This is a genomic window from Bradyrhizobium sp. USDA 376, assembly GCF_054063675.1.
The window spans coordinates 320,971-338,064 of sequence record NZ_JBSSGN010000001.1 but is presented as its reverse complement, the minus strand read 5'-3'; the positions used below and the strand labels follow the sequence as shown (position 1 = coordinate 338,064).

At 57.4% G+C, this 17,094-nt stretch carries 18 protein-coding genes and 1 pseudogene; 16 read left to right on the top strand and 3 right to left on the bottom strand.

What is annotated here, in order from left to right; all coding sequences use genetic code 11:
* Nucleotides 1-167 precede the first annotated feature (167 nt).
* Complete coding sequence (locus ACVJ19_RS01435) at nucleotides 168-551, top strand: Rieske (2Fe-2S) protein (protein ID WP_011084562.1); 384 nt, start codon at nucleotides 168-170, stop codon at nucleotides 549-551.
* Nucleotides 552-572: 21 nt separating this feature from the next.
* Here the strand turns inward: ACVJ19_RS01435 and ACVJ19_RS01430 are convergent, their stop codons facing one another.
* Nucleotides 573-1,163 (bottom strand): hypothetical protein, encoded by a 591-nt coding sequence (locus ACVJ19_RS01430; protein ID WP_014497969.1) that lies wholly within the window; start codon nucleotides 1,161-1,163, stop codon nucleotides 573-575.
* A gap of 259 nt (nucleotides 1,164-1,422) precedes the next feature.
* On the opposite strand from ACVJ19_RS01430, the gene ACVJ19_RS01425 reads away from it, so the two are divergent.
* The 9 genes and pseudogenes from ACVJ19_RS01425 (at nucleotide 1,423) to ACVJ19_RS01385 (ending at nucleotide 8,571) form a co-directional block, all read left to right on the top strand.
* On the top strand, nucleotides 1,423-1,743 hold the full coding sequence (locus tag ACVJ19_RS01425; protein ID WP_011084564.1) for an iron-sulfur cluster assembly accessory protein: 321 nt from the start codon (nucleotides 1,423-1,425) through the stop codon (nucleotides 1,741-1,743).
* 323 nt (nucleotides 1,744-2,066) lie between these two features.
* Nucleotides 2,067-3,248 carry a cysteine desulfurase NifS gene (gene nifS, locus ACVJ19_RS01420; RefSeq protein WP_011084565.1) on the top strand — a complete coding sequence of 394 codons (1,182 nt, stop codon included), beginning with the start codon at nucleotides 2,067-2,069 and terminating at the stop codon, nucleotides 3,246-3,248.
* Nucleotides 3,245-3,469, top strand: coding sequence for a putative nitrogen fixation protein NifT (gene nifT / locus ACVJ19_RS01415; RefSeq protein ID WP_011084566.1), 225 nt, complete (start codon nucleotides 3,245-3,247; stop codon nucleotides 3,467-3,469). The genes nifS and nifT overlap by 4 nt, the downstream gene beginning before the upstream one ends.
* 747 nt (nucleotides 3,470-4,216) lie before the next feature.
* Entirely contained in the window at nucleotides 4,217-5,716 is a 1,500-nt protein-coding gene (gene nifB, locus ACVJ19_RS01410) for a nitrogenase cofactor biosynthesis protein NifB (protein WP_011084568.1), read from the top strand.
* A gap of 10 nt (nucleotides 5,717-5,726) precedes the next feature.
* On the top strand, nucleotides 5,727-5,951 hold the full coding sequence (locus tag ACVJ19_RS01405) for a 4Fe-4S binding protein (RefSeq protein WP_011084569.1): 225 nt from the start codon (nucleotides 5,727-5,729) through the stop codon (nucleotides 5,949-5,951).
* Nucleotides 5,952-6,201: 250 nt separating this feature from the next.
* Nucleotides 6,202-6,516, top strand: a complete 315-nt coding sequence (locus ACVJ19_RS01400; protein WP_028153326.1) for a nitrogen fixation protein NifZ — start codon at nucleotides 6,202-6,204, stop codon at nucleotides 6,514-6,516.
* A gap of 251 nt (nucleotides 6,517-6,767) precedes the next feature.
* Nucleotides 6,768-7,126: pseudogene (locus ACVJ19_RS01395) on the top strand (DUF3024 domain-containing protein).
* A 33-nt stretch (nucleotides 7,127-7,159) separates the two neighbouring features.
* A complete protein-coding gene (locus tag ACVJ19_RS01390) occupies nucleotides 7,160-7,504 on the top strand; it encodes a hypothetical protein (RefSeq protein ID WP_011084572.1) in 345 nt (114 codons plus the stop codon).
* Nucleotides 7,505-8,223: 719 nt separating this feature from the next.
* Complete coding sequence (locus ACVJ19_RS01385; RefSeq protein ID WP_011084574.1) at nucleotides 8,224-8,571, top strand: (2Fe-2S) ferredoxin domain-containing protein; 348 nt, start codon at nucleotides 8,224-8,226, stop codon at nucleotides 8,569-8,571.
* 385 nt (nucleotides 8,572-8,956) lie between these two features.
* Here ACVJ19_RS01385 and ACVJ19_RS01380 read toward each other — a convergent pair whose 3' ends face one another.
* Together ACVJ19_RS01380 and ACVJ19_RS01375 are read right to left on the bottom strand one after the other, a co-directional pair.
* Entirely contained in the window at nucleotides 8,957-9,700 is a 744-nt protein-coding gene (locus ACVJ19_RS01380; protein ID WP_018647470.1) for an OmpW/AlkL family protein, read from the bottom strand.
* Nucleotides 9,701-9,909: 209 nt separating this feature from the next.
* Nucleotides 9,910-10,335, bottom strand: coding sequence for an ArsC/Spx/MgsR family protein (locus tag ACVJ19_RS01375; RefSeq protein WP_453947811.1), 426 nt, complete (start codon nucleotides 10,333-10,335; stop codon nucleotides 9,910-9,912).
* A gap of 74 nt (nucleotides 10,336-10,409) precedes the next feature.
* Between ACVJ19_RS01375 and ACVJ19_RS01370 the strand changes: the two genes are divergently transcribed.
* The 6 genes from ACVJ19_RS01370 to ACVJ19_RS01345 all read left to right on the top strand — a co-directional run bounded on the left by ACVJ19_RS01370 (nucleotide 10,410) and on the right by ACVJ19_RS01345 (nucleotide 17,086).
* A complete protein-coding gene (locus ACVJ19_RS01370; RefSeq protein WP_161170736.1) occupies nucleotides 10,410-10,721 on the top strand; it encodes a hypothetical protein in 312 nt (103 codons plus the stop codon).
* Nucleotides 10,722-10,902: 181 nt separating this feature from the next.
* Nucleotides 10,903-11,787, top strand: a complete 885-nt coding sequence (gene nifH, locus ACVJ19_RS01365; protein ID WP_011084578.1) for a nitrogenase iron protein — start codon at nucleotides 10,903-10,905, stop codon at nucleotides 11,785-11,787.
* 105 nt (nucleotides 11,788-11,892) lie between these two features.
* A complete protein-coding gene (locus ACVJ19_RS01360; RefSeq protein ID WP_011084579.1) occupies nucleotides 11,893-12,711 on the top strand; it encodes a nitrogen fixation protein NifQ in 819 nt (272 codons plus the stop codon).
* A 654-nt stretch (nucleotides 12,712-13,365) separates the two neighbouring features.
* The gene (gene nifW, locus ACVJ19_RS01355; protein ID WP_011084580.1) at nucleotides 13,366-13,707 is read left to right on the top strand and encodes a nitrogenase stabilizing/protective protein NifW; all 342 of its coding nucleotides are present in this window, start codon (nucleotides 13,366-13,368) and stop codon (nucleotides 13,705-13,707) included.
* Nucleotides 13,708-14,657: 950 nt separating this feature from the next.
* Nucleotides 14,658-15,767 (top strand): electron transfer flavoprotein subunit alpha/FixB family protein, encoded by a 1,110-nt coding sequence (locus tag ACVJ19_RS01350; protein ID WP_014497958.1) that lies wholly within the window; start codon nucleotides 14,658-14,660, stop codon nucleotides 15,765-15,767.
* An 11-nt stretch (nucleotides 15,768-15,778) separates the two neighbouring features.
* Nucleotides 15,779-17,086 carry an FAD-dependent monooxygenase gene (locus tag ACVJ19_RS01345; RefSeq protein ID WP_011084583.1) on the top strand — a complete coding sequence of 436 codons (1,308 nt, stop codon included), beginning with the start codon at nucleotides 15,779-15,781 and terminating at the stop codon, nucleotides 17,084-17,086.
* The last annotated feature ends 8 nt before the right edge of the window (nucleotides 17,087-17,094 follow it).

Below are 17,094 nucleotides of genomic sequence, written 5' to 3'. Positions count from 1 at the left end.
GAGAAGGCTCAATGTTCCTTTGTCTGAAATATACGCCGCTGTGCAACGAGATCTGCTGAAATAGCCAAGTTTGCGCGTCGGATGACCAGACACGATTCGTTTCGGCGCTCGTACGGTTATTGCAGGGGCAATTGCACAGCGACAATTAAGTCTTGCAAGAGCAACCTATGCAGCCAACTCTCGTCTATGCGATTTGCAGCTTTAACGACATTCCGAGCCGCCAGGCCATCGGATTTCATCTTATGGTCCTCGAAGATGACGGCAATCACCGGCCGTGGCCCATCATTGTGGTGCGATGGGGCAAGAAGGTGCTTGGCTATGTCAATAAATGCCCGCACCACAGCGTCAATTTGGACTGGGAGCAGAACGAATTCCTCGATCCAAACGGTATCCGGCTGATGTGCGGCAAGCACGGTTCGACCTTCGAACTCGGCACCGGGCGGTGCGTCGAAGGTCCATGTCAAGGTAGAGCGCTTACGCCGATCGCGTTGGTAGTTGTGGATGGCGACATCTGCGCCGTCGGTGTGCATCTCGCGGAGGACGATGCATGAGCCAACAACTGAAGACCGCCCTCAGACCGGGCGGTTCTCGTTGCGGTTTTTCACAGCCTCCATCCTCTTTAGTCCGTCGTCATACGAGATTTCCTCATAGGATAGATCGAGATCCCTTGTGGCATCGAGGAGGTAATCAAGCTTGCCGGCCGGATCGAGCTTCTTGATGTCGTCCTTGTTCAGCCCGACCAAGTCCATCATCTCCTTCCAAACCGTGGATTCATCGCAGGGTAAGACGTGGAAGTTAATATCGCCGAGCTTAACTCGATACTTCGCCAGCAAATCGATGTTGTTGCAGAAAATGAAATAGCTGCCGATTGGGCTCAAGGCACCGTCGAGGACGGTCGCGACGTCAACAAGATACGCGAAGGAATGTAGGTAGCCGGCCAGCACGGGGATAGTGCGTTCTCCGTTTTGGGCGATCGTCAGAACCTGCTCAATGGAATAGTCTGGCGGTCGTTTCTCGTCCGCGACCTGAGTCTGGAACTTTAGTGCGACGTCGCCGCGAAAGCCGAACCGACCCGGCTTGGTGGTCGCGCCTTTGAATACGGCGTTGAGAAGGCGGCTCTCCTTCTCAAGTCTGCCGAGTGCAGTGTTCTCGATAGCGGTCATTAAATCTGTCCTTGATCTATGCTCTTCACCGACGCGTTGTCGGAGCCAGATGCGATGCAAATTGCCTGCCGTCGCCTGCGTGGCGGCGTTCAGTGAAGCTCGGAAAGAAAACGCGCCGGTGGCTGGCACCGCCTTACGTGCCTTGTCAGGAACCCGACATCCGTTGCCAGCCAAGGGGCGCGGAAATGAGCATCATCAGGCGTCTGCGCGCTGGCACGTGACTTGCTCTTAGCTGGGCCTAAGCTGACGAGGCAAAGACGTGATCAACCTGACCGATAGCGCAGTCAATGCAATCAAGAGCGCGATTTCATCTTCGGAGCGGCGGGCGGGTGGTCTGCGCGTCATGATCGAAGCAGGCGGCTGCAATGGATTCAAATACAAGATGGGCATCGCCGATGAGCCAAAGCCTGACGACACCGTGATCGACTGCGATGGGCTCAAGGTGTTTGTCGATAGCAAGAGCCGAGAGCATCTGGCCGGCACAACCATCGATTTCGTGCTGGCACCGGAGAGCTCTGGCTTTACCTTTCATAACCCGAACGCGGCCACCAACTGCTCCTGTGGAAAATCATTCGGCTGATGGAAACATTGATCAGGCGATAAGGAAAGGGCAATGAACCACACCGGCCGAACCAGACCGACTGAAGAACTCGTCGATCCCCACGATGCGAGAGGGTCCCGTTCGCTGCGCGAACGAAGAGATCGGACCCAATCGCCAAGCCGAAGCTGGCGCCTGTTAGCTGATCGGCACGATAGCAGCATGCTCTTGGCGCGGCTCGACAATGCTGGCAAGCCGTACAAGCTTCCGAGCGTGAGTCTAGAAGGGATTCAGGGGCACCTGGTAGGTAAGATCGGAGGTTTGGATCGCCTGGTCCTCGTTGTTGCTGCAGGCGGGGTGGTGCAGTGAGCGAGAATCGAGCGCCGATTTACCTCGATAACAATGCAACGACGCGAACTGATCCATCCGTCGTGCAAACCATGTTGCCTTTCTTCACTGAGCAATTCGGCAATGCCTCGTCCGCGCATGCCTTTGGCAACGAGGCCGCAATTGCGGTGAGGCAGGCACGGAGAAGCTTGAGCGGCCTGCTAGGTAGTGCATACGATCACGAAATCGTCTTCACCTCGGGAGGGACCGAAGCCAATAATGCCGCAATCCTCTCGGCACTTGCAACCCAGGAAGGTCGAGACGAGGTTGTCACCACTTCGGTTGAGCACTCCGCCGTACTTGCGCTAACGGAGCAATTGGCGGCAAGGGGAGTCAAGACGCGCATTATTGCCGTAGATGCTTGCGGCCGGCTCGACATCGAGGCGTTTCGCTGCGCGCTTGGGCCACGCACAGCGATTGCCTCGGTTATGTGGGCCAATAACGAGACCGGAACGATATTTCCCGTGAAGTGTCTGGCCGGGTGGACCCGTGAGGCGGGAGCGCTATTTCACACAGATGCGGTGCAGGCCATTGGTAAAGTACGCTTAAACCTAAAGGACAGCACGATCGACATGCTTTCACTATCCGCGCACAAACTGCACGGCCCGAAGGGGGTAGGTGCGTTATATTTGCGTAAAGGGACAAAATTCCAGCCGCTGATCTGCGGCGGATCACAGGAACGAGGGCGGCGCGCTGGGACCGAGAATATTCCCGGAATCGTCGGACTAGGAAAAGCTGCCGAACTTGCGGCGGAGCGGCTTGAACCCGAGCGCATCCGCATTGGCGCGTTACGTGACCGCCTTGAGCAGGGAATTTTGCGCAATGGCGAGTGCGTTGTGCTTGGCGACATTCGCAATCGTTTGGCGAATACGACTAATATTGCCTTCGACCATCTCGAAGGTGAAGCGATTGCCCACCGTCTTAACCGGGCGGGCATCGCCGTATCGCTCGGGTCAGCCTGCAGGTCGGGCTCAATGCAGCCATCGCATGTTCTGCGTGCCATGCAGGTGCCTGCGTGGCGGATGCACGGCGCCGTGCGCTTTTCTCTTTCGCGCGAAACCTCCCTCGCCGAAGTCGATGAGGCCGTGTGCGCTGTGTCAGATATCGTGACTCGCATGCGCGCCAGCTCCCGCGCCACGGTCAGGGAGCAGACCTCGTGAAAATCATGATCCGCCGCTCTCCGGACACGGGCTTGTCAATCTACGTGCCAAAAAAGGATATCGAAGAGTCAATCGTGGCCTCCGAGTACGAGACCCTATGGGGCGGCTGGATCAAAGTCGCTAACGGTTGGGTGCTCGATTTGCCCGAGATGGCGAGCGACACACGGTTACCGATCACAATCGACGCGAAGAAGCGGGATGAGAGCGGCGACGATCCATGAAGCGCTCACGGAGATGAGCGCTGTCGATGCGGCGGATGCAAAGGTTACTCTCGCGGACCTTGGCGCCCGCCCTGGGGACCGAGATCATTGTCGTCTCTCTCGTCCTGGCATCAGGGAATTGAAAATGCGATGTGCTGAGCACACCAGATGCATCGGTCGGCTTATTCGCCGGTAAGTCGGCGCTGTCTCGGGGCTTTGGGGGTCGACTGGCTGCGGCGCAGCATATCAAGATCAGCAAACGTCGGCCCGCCGCGACGGCATTGATGAGGCGGGGTTTACTCAGCCAGTCGGGACAAGGCGATTGCACCATCATCTTTGGCCCTCATTGCTGCCTGTCATATTCGGACGCGTGTTGCCCTAGTATTGGCCTTATGATGTCCGGCTTCCCCAGTTCGGATCGGGCCAATTGAGAGCGGCAGCGCGCGAAAGCCCGTTCAGATGAGCTGGATCGGGGCGAGCCCCGCGAGAGTGAAAAGCACACGAGATGGAGCCCCGAGTGAGAATGGCGACGCATCTGTCGCTTTGCCAACAAGCTCATCATTGCTGTCTTGCAAGTGCCAACGCTATCGCTGCGCCTACTCGGTGTACTGTGGTTGCATTCGCATCATCCTCGCCACGGCATGCAAGTTGCTAATCTTCCTGAAGCGCGCTCTAGGATGATCTGTGGGCGTCGATGCTTGCAGGGGAGTGATCTCGGTCGTGGAGCGCGGAAAATATATCAAAGCAGCGGTCAATAGCGGGAAGATCATGCAGTCCATAACCGAGCATAAGGGCTGCCGCGCTTCGGCGAAGACCGGGCGGGCGAGCTGCGGCTCGCAGGCCGGCCGAGGCGATCTGCCGGTCGAAATCTGGGAAAGGGTGAAAAACCATCCCTGTTACAGCGAGGATGCGCACCATCATTACGCTCGCATGCATGTCGCGGTCGCACCTGCCTGCAATATCCAGTGCAACTACTGCAACCGAAAATACGACTGCGCCAATGAATCGCGTCCGGGTGTGGTGAGCGAGAAGCTCACCCCTGAGCAGGCAGTGAGAAAAGTGATCGCGGTCGCGACGACCATTCCGCAGATGACGGTACTTGGCATCGCTGGTCCCGGCGATGCCCTGGCCAATCCAGCAAAGACGTTCAAAACGCTCGCGTTGGTCACCGAGGCTGCTCCTGACATCAAGCTGTGTCTGTCAACCAACGGACTAGCGCTGCCAGACTATGTCGATACCATCGTGAGGGCCAAAGTTGACCACGTCACCATCACCATCAACATGGTCGATCCTGAAATCGGAGCCAAGATTTATCCATGGATCTTCTTCAACCACAAGCGATACACCGGCATCGAGGCGGCAAGGATACTCACCAATCGCCAGCTTCAAGGGCTCGAGATGCTTAGCGAACGGGGCATTTTGTGCAAGATCAACTCGGTGATGATCCCCAATATCAATGATGACCACCTGGTCGAGGTCAACAAGGCGGTCACGTCGCGCGGTGCCTTCCTTCACAATATCATGCCGCTGATCTCCGTACCCGAGCACGGAACAGCATTTGGCCTCAACGGTCAGCGCGGTCCGACGGCTCAAGAATTGAAGACGCTGCAAGATGCTTGCGAAGGGAAGATAAACATGATGCGGCATTGCCGGCAGTGCCGCGCTGATGCGGTCGGTCTACTCGGCGAGGATCGCAGCGCGGAGTTCACCAATGATCAGGTGATGAAAATGGACGTCCATTATGACCTAGAGATGCGCAAGGCTTATCAAAAAAGGGTAGAGAATGAGCGCGTCTCCAAAGTCGCGGCCGGTCAAAAGGAGTTGGCGGGAGTCTCCGGAGAGATGAGCGCGATCACTGTTCTAGTAGCCGTCGCAACTAAGGGCTCGGGATTGATCAACGAGCACTTTGGACATGCAAAGGAATTCCAACTGTACGAGCTCTCCACATCCGGCGCCAAGTTCGTCGGGCTACGTCGTGTGGAGGGTTACTGCCAGGCCGGCTATGGCGAGGAAGATAGGCTATCCGTGATCATGCGCGACATCCGTGACTGCCACGCGGTCTTCGTGGCTAAGATCGGCGGCTGCCCCAAGAGCGGCCTGATCAAGGCTGGGATCGAGCCGGTCGATCAATTCGCCTATGAGTACATTGAGAAGTCGACGATCGCTTGGTTCAGGGCCTATGTCGGCAAAGTAAAGCGCGGGGAGATCCAGCATGTGCAGCGCGGCGTGCCCCCGCGTTGGCCTGGAGATCGGATCTCTGCGGCGTAAGGAGGAATATGTGCCATTCAAAATCATCGCCTCGCAGTGCACGAGCTGCTCAGCTTGCGAGCCTTTATGCCCGAACGTTGCTATTTCGGAGAAGGGGGGAAACTTTGTCATTGAAGCGGCGAAATGCAGCGAATGCGTGGGGCATTTTGACGAACCGCAATGTGCCGCTGCCTGTCCGGTCGACAACACCTGCGTGGTTGACAGGGCCTTGCCTCGCTACCAGGCGCCCGTCTGAAGTGTGGAGCCTGACCGGCAATGCAATCGCTGGTGCTGAACACGTCCCAAACGTCGCGCTGCGAACTGGCGGCTCCGCAGGCGCCGGCGTCTGCTCTTACGGACGGTGGCCGCTCTGGATTCCTGCGATGGGGCTGTTGCTGGCGGGCAGCACAGCCTGGCGACATTTCGGCGCTCGAGGGCGCCTCGTGATGCGGAGCAGAGTGTCCCCTCGGCGTGCCCCCGCGCCGTCGGTGCATGAGGAGCGAAATATGAACAGAATTCTCCGGGATAGCGACGCCGTCGAGCTAAGCGACCCACCCGCCTTCAGCTTTGGCCAAAAGCTTCGCGCCAATCGCGTCATCCGGAATGATGGCACCTATCCCGGCAAGGAGATCGGAGACGTCTTGGTCAAGAAGGGGGAGGTGGGCTACGTCGTCTCGATCGGCACGTTCTTGCAGCAATTCTACATCTACGGCGTGGAGTTTTTGGAAAGCGGCTACCGCGTTGGCATGAAACGCAAGGAACTTGAGCCAGTGGATGCAGGCGAGGAGGTCGATGATTTGCCACTACCGGAGGAGTCATGACTCAGCGAGGTTTTCCAAAATATTGGTGGGCCAGCGGGGTAAACCGACAGCCGACCTGATCAAGCACCGCTCATCGGTCGATACGGAGACGGACGGAGCTTCGCTCGCCGCCAGGCCGAGCCGCCAGACCGTCATCGATACTCTCAACAACAAAGCGCATGAGCCTATCTTTATCGTTGATTTTGGTGAGGAGCTGCTCATCTGCTGGAGTTCAAGAGAACATCAAAAGGCATTGAAGGGAGGCTTTCATCATGAATTCCGCACTGATGAGGAAAGTAAAACCGGGGTTGGCGCGTCATCTCAACGAGCTTGATCGCAAACGGATCGAACGCGGCTTGAGCGCGCGGAAGCGCTATCTCTACGTCTCGCCAAACGTGACGCCCGTGTGGGGCGGCTACTGCATCGAGAGTCCCTGCTGCTCGCGCAATATCGACAAGGATGGCGCGCTCGTCGATGTCGCGCTGATCCTTTATGATGGCGTGACCGGGATCTGGAAGCTGTTTCGCAAAAATCATGCGGGGGAGTCTGGGAATTTTACAGCCTCTATCATCGCTTGATCCCTGCAATCGACGAATTGAATGCGGATCCTGAGCGCCTGTTCTGGCAATGAAGGACCACCGTCCCCGAGGATAGAAGAACGACGATGGCGATCACGACCGAGGAATTGATCGAGATCGAACGGCTGCTTGCTGCCGATAGCGACGGCATGGGTCCCTTTGTCCAGCTGCGCCGCGGGCGGGGCGTGATGCGTGAGTTCGACACTCAACGCGGGCGACCGGGATCGCATTGGCCAAAGGAATGTTGGGCCGTGAGCAATGAGCCGGCCGAATACGGCGCAGTGCTGTGCAAGCCTACCGATGATGTCTTGGAGTGGTGTCGCATGGTCGAGCAGTGCTACGACGCGCATCTGCAATCACGTGAAGGAGTCCCGCTAAGATATTCGAAATCGACCACATTACAGTCGAGCTTGTCGGGTGTCAGCTCGTGATCGTAAGCGGCCAAAATAAGGAATCGGTATGAGCTTGTAACAAATCATCATCCACGTCCGCTTCGCCCCGAATGGGCGGGTGATACAAATCGGCCAGCGTCCAGGGAAGCTCACTCCGAACGGGTGGTTCGATGTCCTCAACACCCGTGCCAGCTCGGCTTATCAGCCGCTCGCTCGTGGCCGCGGGGTATTCCGGTTGAGCCGAACTGCTGTCGATACCTTAAAGCAGGAAACGACGGGGCCGGGTTGAGCGAACCGGTAACCGCGATTTGATGAGTGAACAGATCGAGGGCGACGCCGCCTCTCCGGCCGACATTATTGTTCTGAGCGAGGCCATGGGCATTCAATCGCTGATAGCGGCGAGAACGTCGGCATTGCCGCAACTTCCCTCAATTGTGAGGCGCGCTATGACGCATTTGGTGTGCAACTTGCTCTTCGAGAAAGTTGATCGGGGGGATTGTTGCATGAATGAGAGGTCTCGATGCCGGGAGAAGAGGTTGTCATTGATCAGCAGGCGACCTTCGGACGTGAAGGTGCCTATCGCTCATCTCAGCGACGACAGCGAGTAAGGCGCCCGACCATTCCGACTGCCTTCGCAAGCGGGAGTTGGTGTCAGCAGGTGTCCATGCGCCAATGGACGGTCATCGTTGGACATTGCGGGCGGCTATGCGCTCACATCTCATCCCGACAGCTGAAATTCACTATCAGAGGATAGGCGCGTGAACTCAGAAAAAGAATTTCATCTCCCTCAACTCTATAGGCACCATGTCTTTGCGTGCAACACGCAGCGTCCGCCAAACCATCCCCACGGAAGTTGTGGCGCCTCCGGCGCGCAAGCTCTGTGGGATCGAATGGGCAAGGCGATCGAAGCGCAAGGCCTCGACGATATTGGCTTCGCGACTGCGGGCTGCCTTGGCTTTTGTAACTCTGGTCCTTTGCTGGTTGTCTATCCCGACGGAGTCTGGTATCGCGCGACCACGCCTGAGGATGTCGACGAGATCGTCATATCCCACCTCAAGCACGGCCAACGTGTCGACCGGCTTGTGATAGTGCTCAAGCGAAGCTAGAGGCGTCGCTTGGCGGCCGCTTGCCGGGTTAGCTAGCATGCGGATCGTCTGAGATTAACCGGGCACTTCGCGGCCAAGATTAGGCTGTCAGCGGCGTATCGCCTTCTTATCAGGCAAATGGGAAAATGGCTTCGGTCTTAAGCGTGGCGAAACAGACGTATGATCATATTCTGAGTCGACGTTTGTGTAATGTTACTCACGTGCTGCGCGATTCGTAACTTGCAGCGCGAGCAACGCCAGCGGTTCCCTCTCTTGCGAGCTGACGCGTCGATGGCGCGTCAGCCGGCTTTCCGTGTCAGTCCGGCGAGAGTAGGAGACGAGCTCGATGATCCTGCTGGGATCCGAGTTTATCAAACGGCCTCTCCACTCTGGCTCTGCTCTAACGTCAGAACTTGTAAGCGACGCCGCCGCTGACGAGCCATGGATCAATATGGGCGCGGCCCGTAACGGCAATCGCATTGTTTAAGGTGGCCGAGTACTCCGGCCGCAGCCACAGCTTTTTAACGTCAAAGTTGAGGCCCCAGTGGCGATCGAGCATGTAATCGAAACCGAATTGGACTGCCGCGCCGAATTGGTTTTTGATGTTTAGATCCGTGACGGAAAGCCCGGCGAGCGAAGTATTGGCTGCCGATTGGTTGAAGAATACAGTGTAGTTGATGCCCGCGCCGACATAGGGCTTAAGCGGCCCAAAATCGGTGAAGTGATATTGCAGGGTCAGTGTAGGAGGCAAGAGCCAGGCTTTGCCGATATCGAGCCCTGTGAGCGCGCCATTGCCGCTGACGTGATGGCTGGTCACGCCGAGAATGAGTTCGGCGGCTAAGTTAGCTGTGAAGAAATAGGTGATGTCGAGCTCTGGTATAGCTTGATCGCTGATCGAAAGCCCAGAGTTGGGTGATGACAGCAACGGCGTCCCTGGAACGTTGACGGAACTGCCTGCGGTATCCGGCAAAACGCCAAGCACGCGCAGGCGGATCATCCACGGGTTGCGGGGTTCAATAGGGGGAGCTTTATAGTAGACCGGCGCCGGACCCAGATCAGCACCACGTACCGAGTTGCTGGCCAACGAGGTCGCTAGCGCGAAGACCGATACAGTTGCCAGGACTGTTCTTGCTCTCATCGAATTCTCCATTCCAAAAGTCGCGCGAGAAGCCGCGCAAGGTCTCTGTCACACATAAGGAACGGCGAAAGATTTGATACCAATCAAATATGGGAGCGATCGTGCCGCTCAGTTGCATCAGGATCACAGCTGCGAAACACGTTTTGCTAAAGGAAATACTCGCGCCAAGCAAGCCGCAAGTCGAGAACGTCATTCTTCTGGTGTGATCGTCCGGAACAGGCTCATTCGCTTGATCCCATCTTCGGGCAGCGCGTGCGAGTTGCTTGGTGCAGGCATCCCTGGAGATGCTCCTGCGTCTGGTGGCCAAGCAGCGACAGCGCGGGCTCGCGATCGAGCCCGGCACATCGTATTCCGTCTAAGTCGATCAACGGTCGTCGTATCAGGAGTGGATCACTCACCATCAATGCGAGTGCGCTCGCCGCGTCGATAGAATCGAGATTGACTTCGCCCGACTTGACACGAGGCGCGGCTCGGTTGAACCAGGAGCCGACGGGCATATTGCGAAAGAAGCTGCGCAATTCGTCCGCATGCCATGGCTCCTTCAAGATGTCCTGGACGGCCACGTCATGACCGGCGGACTTTAGCGCTTGAATCTGACGCGCGTTCGTGGCGCAGCCGGGCTTCTGATAAAAGATGATTGTAGCCACGGCGTACCTATGTAGGCGTGCTATGCTGGGCGAATAGCACAGGGCTGCTGCTTCCCGGGAGCCATTCGAAGTTCTTGACAGTCAACGTCAATATCAGCGCATGGTGCGCCCTCAGCGAATTTGCAAAGCCGCTGGCCCGTCTCATTTTGACTCCGTCCGGCATCTTTACTCCTCACATGGCTGAGCTTGCGCGAGCGGCAGCAAGTTCTGTTCCACAATGGCGGCATCGGCTAAGTCAGCCTATTTGGCTGTTGGCGTTCATGTTTGCGATTGTTTGTTCGTTGTCTGACAGCCGGGCAGATCTTGTCAGATCCAAAACAGCCTACGATCGCGCGCCGGCTGGTTGCTTTTGGAAACGTAATCAGAAGCTTAAGGTGCCGGGTTAGACCTTGGCACGGCTGTTGCTGATAAGCGGCAGCAACACTGAGTGAGGGCTGAGTGCACGCCGACGTGTAAGGCGAGCGATGCGCTCCTTCCCTTGAACCCGTGTGCCCCCGCTTCTGCGAGGGAAGCAAAGCTCGCAAAAGAAGCGCGCAACGTTTGGCAAATCGGTTGATGGAGAGCAGCATGGCTTCACTAAGACAAATCGCCTTCTACGGGAAGGGCGGAATCGGCAAGTCCACCACTTCGCAGAACACGCTAGCGGCGCTGGCAGAGATGGGTCAGAAGATCCTGATTGTAGGGTGCGATCCGAAAGCGGACTCGACTCGCCTTATTCTGCACGCCAAGGCTCAAGACACGATTTTGAGTCTTGCCGCGAGCGCCGGCAGCGTGGAGGATCTAGAGCTCGAGGACGTAATGAAGGTTGGCTACCAGGACATTCGCTGCGTTGAGTCCGGTGGCCCTGAGCCAGGTGTCGGCTGCGCCGGCCGCGGTGTCATCACCTCGATCAATTTTCTTGAAGAGAACGGAGCCTACGAGAACATTGACTATGTTTCTTACGATGTGCTTGGCGACGTTGTTTGCGGTGGCTTTGCGATGCCAATCCGCGAAAACAAGGCGCAGGAGATCTACATCGTGATGTCTGGTGAAATGATGGCAATGTATGCCGCAAACAATATTTCCAAGGGGATCCTGAAATACGCGAACTCAGGTGGGGTGCGGTTGGGCGGCCTGATCTGCAACGAGCGGCAGACCGACAAGGAATTGGAACTGGCGGAAGCGTTGGCCAAGAAGCTTGGCACTCAACTGATCTACTTCGTGCCGCGTGACAATGTGGTGCAGCATGCAGAGCTGCGTCGCATGACGGTGCTTGAATATGCACCCGATTCCAAGCAGGCTGATCACTATCGGAAACTAGCGGCCAAGGTTCACAATAATGGCGGCAAGGGCATCATCCCGACCCCGATCTCAATGGATGAGCTCGAGGACATGCTGATGGAGCATGGCATTATAAAGGCCGTGGATGAATCAATCATCGGCAAAACCGCCGCCGAACTCGCAGCCTCGTAAAGGCCGCGAGTCGCCGCCTTGCGAAGGCGAGCGACAGATGCCGGTCTCCCTCACCCCCCTTCCCGGGGGGGGGCGGCATACTGACGATCGGCCGCGAAAACCAGAGTGCGCCGTGACGAACCACGCATTGTGAAAAACCGCAGAGTTATGTCCGAGCCGCACGTCCTTCCGTTCACGACTGCCTGTGCTGCTGACGCCAATAGCCAGTTGCACAAGGGAATTTCAACCTACCGGCTGCTCACCGGTGAACATCCTGCAAATGCCGATATCGCCATCGACAGCAATCTCGATCGCCATGCCCTGGCGTCTATCCTGGCGGCTGCCACGATGGATGGTGGCTGTCTGTCTGAGAAAGTTGGCCTGTCCGGCGTTGAATTGGCGGTCTTACTGGAGCAGCACTTTCTCCCAACCGGGATCAGGGCCCCGGAGCAGGCCGCGCCCTTCAAGCGGGAAGAGGATGAGGAGATCGCAATGCTTCGCGATCTGTTGCTCAAGCATCGCTCGACGGAAGGGGATATCGGCCGGTGGCTGGCTGCGATGATCGCGCGCCGCGCCATGGAGCCGGACCATCTTTGGGAAGCTCTCGGCTTGCGTGATCGTGGCGAACTCTCGCTCGTGATGAGCCGGCATTTCGCGCCGCTCGCCGCGAGCAATGTCAACAATATGCGTTGGAAGCGCTTCTTCTACCGCATGCTTTGCGAGGACGAAGGCCTTGCGATGTGCACGACACCCGTGTGCAATCAATGTAACGAATTCAACATCTGTTTCGGTGAAGAAAGCGGTGAGAGCCGGATGGCCGAGCGTCGGCGCGATTTGCTGTTGCAGGCCGCAGCATGGCCGGCTGTGTCCAGCGGCCGGGCATCTGAAACGCCAGGAGAGACCGCAGTCGCATCGTTATCCGAAAAGGCTTCACCGCATTTGTAGGCCGCAGGTCGGAGGAGGGCGCGGATCACCAACTTGGATGCGAGCGGACGGCCGTGTGGTTAAGGCGGCAAGATCGAGTGCTAGGCTACAGTTCACCCGTGTTGGTGCGCCGCAACGGACCTGTCGCACCAAAGGGCAACGCGTTCGGCCTCATAGCGCTGTCGCATTTGCCACGATGCATTTGCTGAACAAGGTCATAAAGAGAAGCGTGACTTCTTGCACTAGGTCGGCCGTTAGGATCACAAAGACTGCGGCGGTAACGGCGGGCGCGGTCAACAAAAACATCGCGTCCGCGCAATTATCGAAGCAGATCTTCCGCTTACCATGATGGAGTGCCGCACGGACCCGGGAAAGAGGCGCCGACGCGAGGGTCGACGCAAGGGTGTCGATGAAATATGTGGTCCCTTGCCACAATATCCATGCCGTCTTCGGGCTGTGTAGTCATCAGGAGCTAACGATGGAAAAGGTCAACCAAGTGTTAGGATATACCGGGCCCGCGAACTTCAGGTGTCAGTCATGAGAAGTCTTTCCGCGCCGTCACCGAGTTCTCATCAGATTGAGCGCAACCGCAAAACCCGCGGGCGCGTTGTCGTTACTGTTTCGGATCCGCTCAATGTGGGCGCTCACCAGAGCTAAACCGAAGGAGAATATTCGATGATCAGCTCATCCCCAGCAACCGGTATTCTAGATCGACTCGGCAAGGCCTCATCGGCAGAGGAGTTTTTTTCGCTGCTTGGCGTCGAGTACGACCCTAAGATCGTGAATGTCGCGCGCCTTCACATTTTGAAGCGCATGGGACAATACCTCGCACAGGAGAAATTTGCTGGTGCCGCAGAGCCGGAAATCAGAACTCGATGCAAGGCGATGCTGGAACGGGCATATGGAGATTTCGTGGCATCGTCACCGATCGACGAGCGAGTGTTCAAGGTTTTGAAGGATGCCGTCTCAGACTCCAAGAAGGCTGCGGCCTTCGTTCCTTTGAGCGAGTTGAAGTGACCTAGCGTTCCACTGTAAGCGAAGTCTGTCCGGCGGACGCCGAGGCGCTCCGTTAATGCGGCTTTCTATTTATCGCGGCAAGTCTCTTAGTCATGGCCCGGCCAACGGCTGTCGTATTCCCGACCCATGTCCGGATTATTCGTGACCAGGTATCAGCAGCTGTTTGATGTGTGGCGCAAGCCAATACGTCCCACTGACTTCAATCGTCTTTGCAACTGGTACGACACTTGCTGTTGTCCTGCTGATCTGATCATCGATGCCGACAGATGGTGGCGCCCGCGGTGAGTTTGAAGGAGGACCCATGATGCTGCTTACAGTGCCTGCCGAGCCCCCCTGCGGCATCATATCGAGGCCTACGATGCCGTCAGGTCTGTTCGCAACGGTCTTTGACGCGGTCGCAGTTTCGTAGTGACGGTGAGATGGTAGTCAATAATAGGTGTCCCCTTCGCGCGGCTCTTGCGGCGGCTATGCACAGTAGCGTCCGCATCAAATCGGCCCCCGATCCCGCTCAAATGTGTCTGCATCTCATCGCAGATAGAAACTGCGTTACGAAAAGTGGTGCCCTCCTCCCACACGGAGTGCCAGCGCTGGAGGCTCGGCACGGTCGCGTGACAGAAGCCTTGCCAGGACCTCCATCGATGGTACCGGCGAGGCGCCGCGAACGGACTAGTCAACTAAGGCATGGAAGTGGCCGGTCAGGATCACCTCGTCCTGGCCGGCCACGGTGGCGCTCGTCGAGCCCGGCACCCAAGGATTCAGTTTGCAAGATCCCTCTAAAGCCGGCCGAATGGGTGCGCCAATTGCGACGACGCGTATTGTGGTGCGACTGGTCCGAGCGCGCAGGCGGGCAGAGCAGCCAGCCACTTGCCGGCCAAAAGTGAACTTCGGTTAACGAAAGCGAAAAAGCAACCCGTGGCGCGGGCGCGCCTATCTCCAGAGGAATTTAGACTATGAGCAAGGTCAGCAAAACGGCGATGCCAGCAGGGGCCGGCCGCGGAGCAGCCAAAAAAGAACTGCCGGAGCACTTCAAGTCGTACAAGCACGTCTGGGTCTTCGTCGAGCTGGAGCGGGGCCAAGTGCATCCCGTTTCCTGGGAGCTCATGGGTGCGGGGCGTGGTCTTGCCGACAGGCTAAAGGTGAATCTTGCCGCTGTCGTTGTCGGTCCGGAGGGGCAGCACACACGCAACGCCGCACTTGAAGCCTTTTGCTACGGCGCCGATCTGGCCTATCTCGTGAGCGACAATGTGTTGTCGGATTACCGCAACGAATCTTATACGAAAGCGCTCACCGAACTCGTCAACACCTACAAGCCCGAGATATTACTGTTGGGTGCCACGACGCTTGGTCGCGATCTCGCAGGTTCCGTGGCGACGAATCTATCGACGGGGCTTACTGCCGACTGCACCACGCTGGACGTGGACGCCGACGGTTCACTTGCGGCGACGCGGCCAACTTTTGGCGGCTCGTTGCTGTGCACAATCTATACCTTGAATTACCGCCCGCAGATGGCCACGGTCCGCCCGCGAGTGATGCCGATGCCTGCACGCGTTATGCGCGATGCCGCTCGTATCGTCGTTCATCCGCTCGGCCTTGTAGAAGACGATATAGTCACGAAAGTATTGTCCTTCCTACCCGACCGCGATGCAGAAACTTCCACTCTGGCCTATGCCGATGTTGTGGTTGCGGGCGGCCTTGGACTGGGATCGCCTGAGAACTTCCGGTTGGTACGCGAGCTCGCAGCTCTGCTTGGGGCTGAATATGGCTGCTCGCGTCCTCTCGTGCAAAAGGGCTGGGTTACGTCTGACCGGCAAATCGGTCAGACAGGCAAAACCATCCGGCCGAAGCTCTATATTGCCGCGGGCATTTCCGGTGCGATCCAGCACCGGGTCGGCGTCGAGGGCGCGGATCTGATCGTCGCCGTTAACACGGACAAAAACGCTCCGATCTTCGACTTCGCCCATCTCGCGATCGTCAGTGATGCTATGCAATTGTTGCCAGCCCTGACGGCTGCATTTCGCGCGCGGCTTCTGCCAGATTCGCGCGCCAGGATCGCGGTCTAGAGGAGATATTGATGATTGAAGAGAGATTCGATGCGATCGTGGTCGGAGCCGGTATGGCCGGCAACGCGGCGGCATTGACGATGGCCAAACAGGGCATGAAGGTGCTGCAGCTCGAGCGGGGCGAATATCCCGGATCGAAAAATGTGCAGGGGGCCATCCTCTATGCCGACATGATGGAAAAGCTGATCCCCGAGTTTCGAGAGGAGGCGCCACTCGAACGCCACCTGATCGAACAGCGGTTCTGGATGATGGACGATCGCTCGCATGTCGGCATGCACTACCGTTCGGAGGACTTCAACGAGCAGAGGCCGAACCGCTATACGATTATACGCGCCCAGTTTGACAAATGGTTTTCTTCAAAGGTGCGGGAAGCTGGCGCGATCGTGCTTTGCGAGACCACCGTCACAGAGCTCGCGCAGGACGATCGTAACAGGGTCGTCGGTGTTCGTACAGATCGCCGTGACGGCGAGATACATGCTGACGTCGTCGTTCTGGCCGAAGGGGTCAATGGCTTGCTCGGCACGCGTGCGGGCCTGCGCGCCCGTCCGGCACCCGATAACGTTGCGCTCGCGGTGAAGGAAATGCACTTCTTGCCCCGTGAAACCATCGAAGCACGCTTCAATCTTAAGGGGGATGAAGGCGTCGTGATAGAGGCTGCCGGTACCATTTCCCGCGGCATGACCGGGATGGGTTTCATCTACGCCAACAAAGAGTGCATTTCGCTTGGCATCGGTTGTCTCGTCGCCGACTTCCAACGCACGGGCCAAACGCCGTATGGCCTGCTCGATGAATTCAAAAGGCATCCCTCTGTGGCGCCACTGATAGCAGGGTCCGAAGTAAAGGAATATTCGGCGCATCTCATTCCCGAAGGCGGTTACAAATCGATCCCACAGCTTTATGGGGAGGGCTGGGTCGTCGTGGGCGATGCCGCCCAACTCAACAATGCCGTTCATCGTGAGGGCTCCAATCTCGCGATGACATCGGGCCGTATCGCGGCCGAAGCGATAGGTCTGGTCAAATCGCGCGGCGAACCGATGAGTGCAACAAATCTCTCAATCTACAAAAAGATGTTGGACGATTCTTTCGTCATCAAAGATCTCAAGAAGTACAAGGATTTGCCACCCCTCATGCATACCCACTCCGAAAATTTCTTTCTCACTTATCCGCAGCTTATCTCCAAGGCGATGCAGAACTTTGTGCGCGTCGATGGTACGCCCAAGGTTGAGAAGGAGAAGGCGAGCCTCAAATCCTTTGTCAAGACGCGGTCATGGTCAGGTCTGGTCGGCGATGCTTACCGTTTTGCCAGGGCCTGGCGGTGATCGCGACA

Bases quoted from the DNA above. Each gene is read 5' to 3' on its own strand.
- ACVJ19_RS01435 (WP_011084562.1), top strand. From the start codon at position 168: ATGCAGCCAACTCTCGTCTATGCGATTTGCAGCTTTAACGACATTCCG.
- ACVJ19_RS01430 (WP_014497969.1), bottom strand. From the start codon at position 1,163: ATGACCGCTATCGAGAACACTGCACTCGGCAGACTTGAGAAGGAGAGC.
- nifB (WP_011084568.1), top strand. From the start codon at position 4,217: ATGCAGTCCATAACCGAGCATAAGGGCTGCCGCGCTTCGGCGAAGACC.
- ACVJ19_RS01400 (WP_028153326.1), top strand. From the start codon at position 6,202: ATGAACAGAATTCTCCGGGATAGCGACGCCGTCGAGCTAAGCGACCCA.
- ACVJ19_RS01390 (WP_011084572.1), top strand. From the start codon at position 7,160: ATGGCGATCACGACCGAGGAATTGATCGAGATCGAACGGCTGCTTGCT.
- ACVJ19_RS01380 (WP_018647470.1), bottom strand. From the start codon at position 9,700: ATGGAGAATTCGATGAGAGCAAGAACAGTCCTGGCAACTGTATCGGTC.
- nifH (WP_011084578.1), top strand. From the start codon at position 10,903: ATGGCTTCACTAAGACAAATCGCCTTCTACGGGAAGGGCGGAATCGGC.
- nifW (WP_011084580.1), top strand. From the start codon at position 13,366: ATGATCAGCTCATCCCCAGCAACCGGTATTCTAGATCGACTCGGCAAG.
- ACVJ19_RS01350 (WP_014497958.1), top strand. From the start codon at position 14,658: ATGAGCAAGGTCAGCAAAACGGCGATGCCAGCAGGGGCCGGCCGCGGA.
- ACVJ19_RS01345 (WP_011084583.1), top strand. From the start codon at position 15,779: ATGATTGAAGAGAGATTCGATGCGATCGTGGTCGGAGCCGGTATGGCC.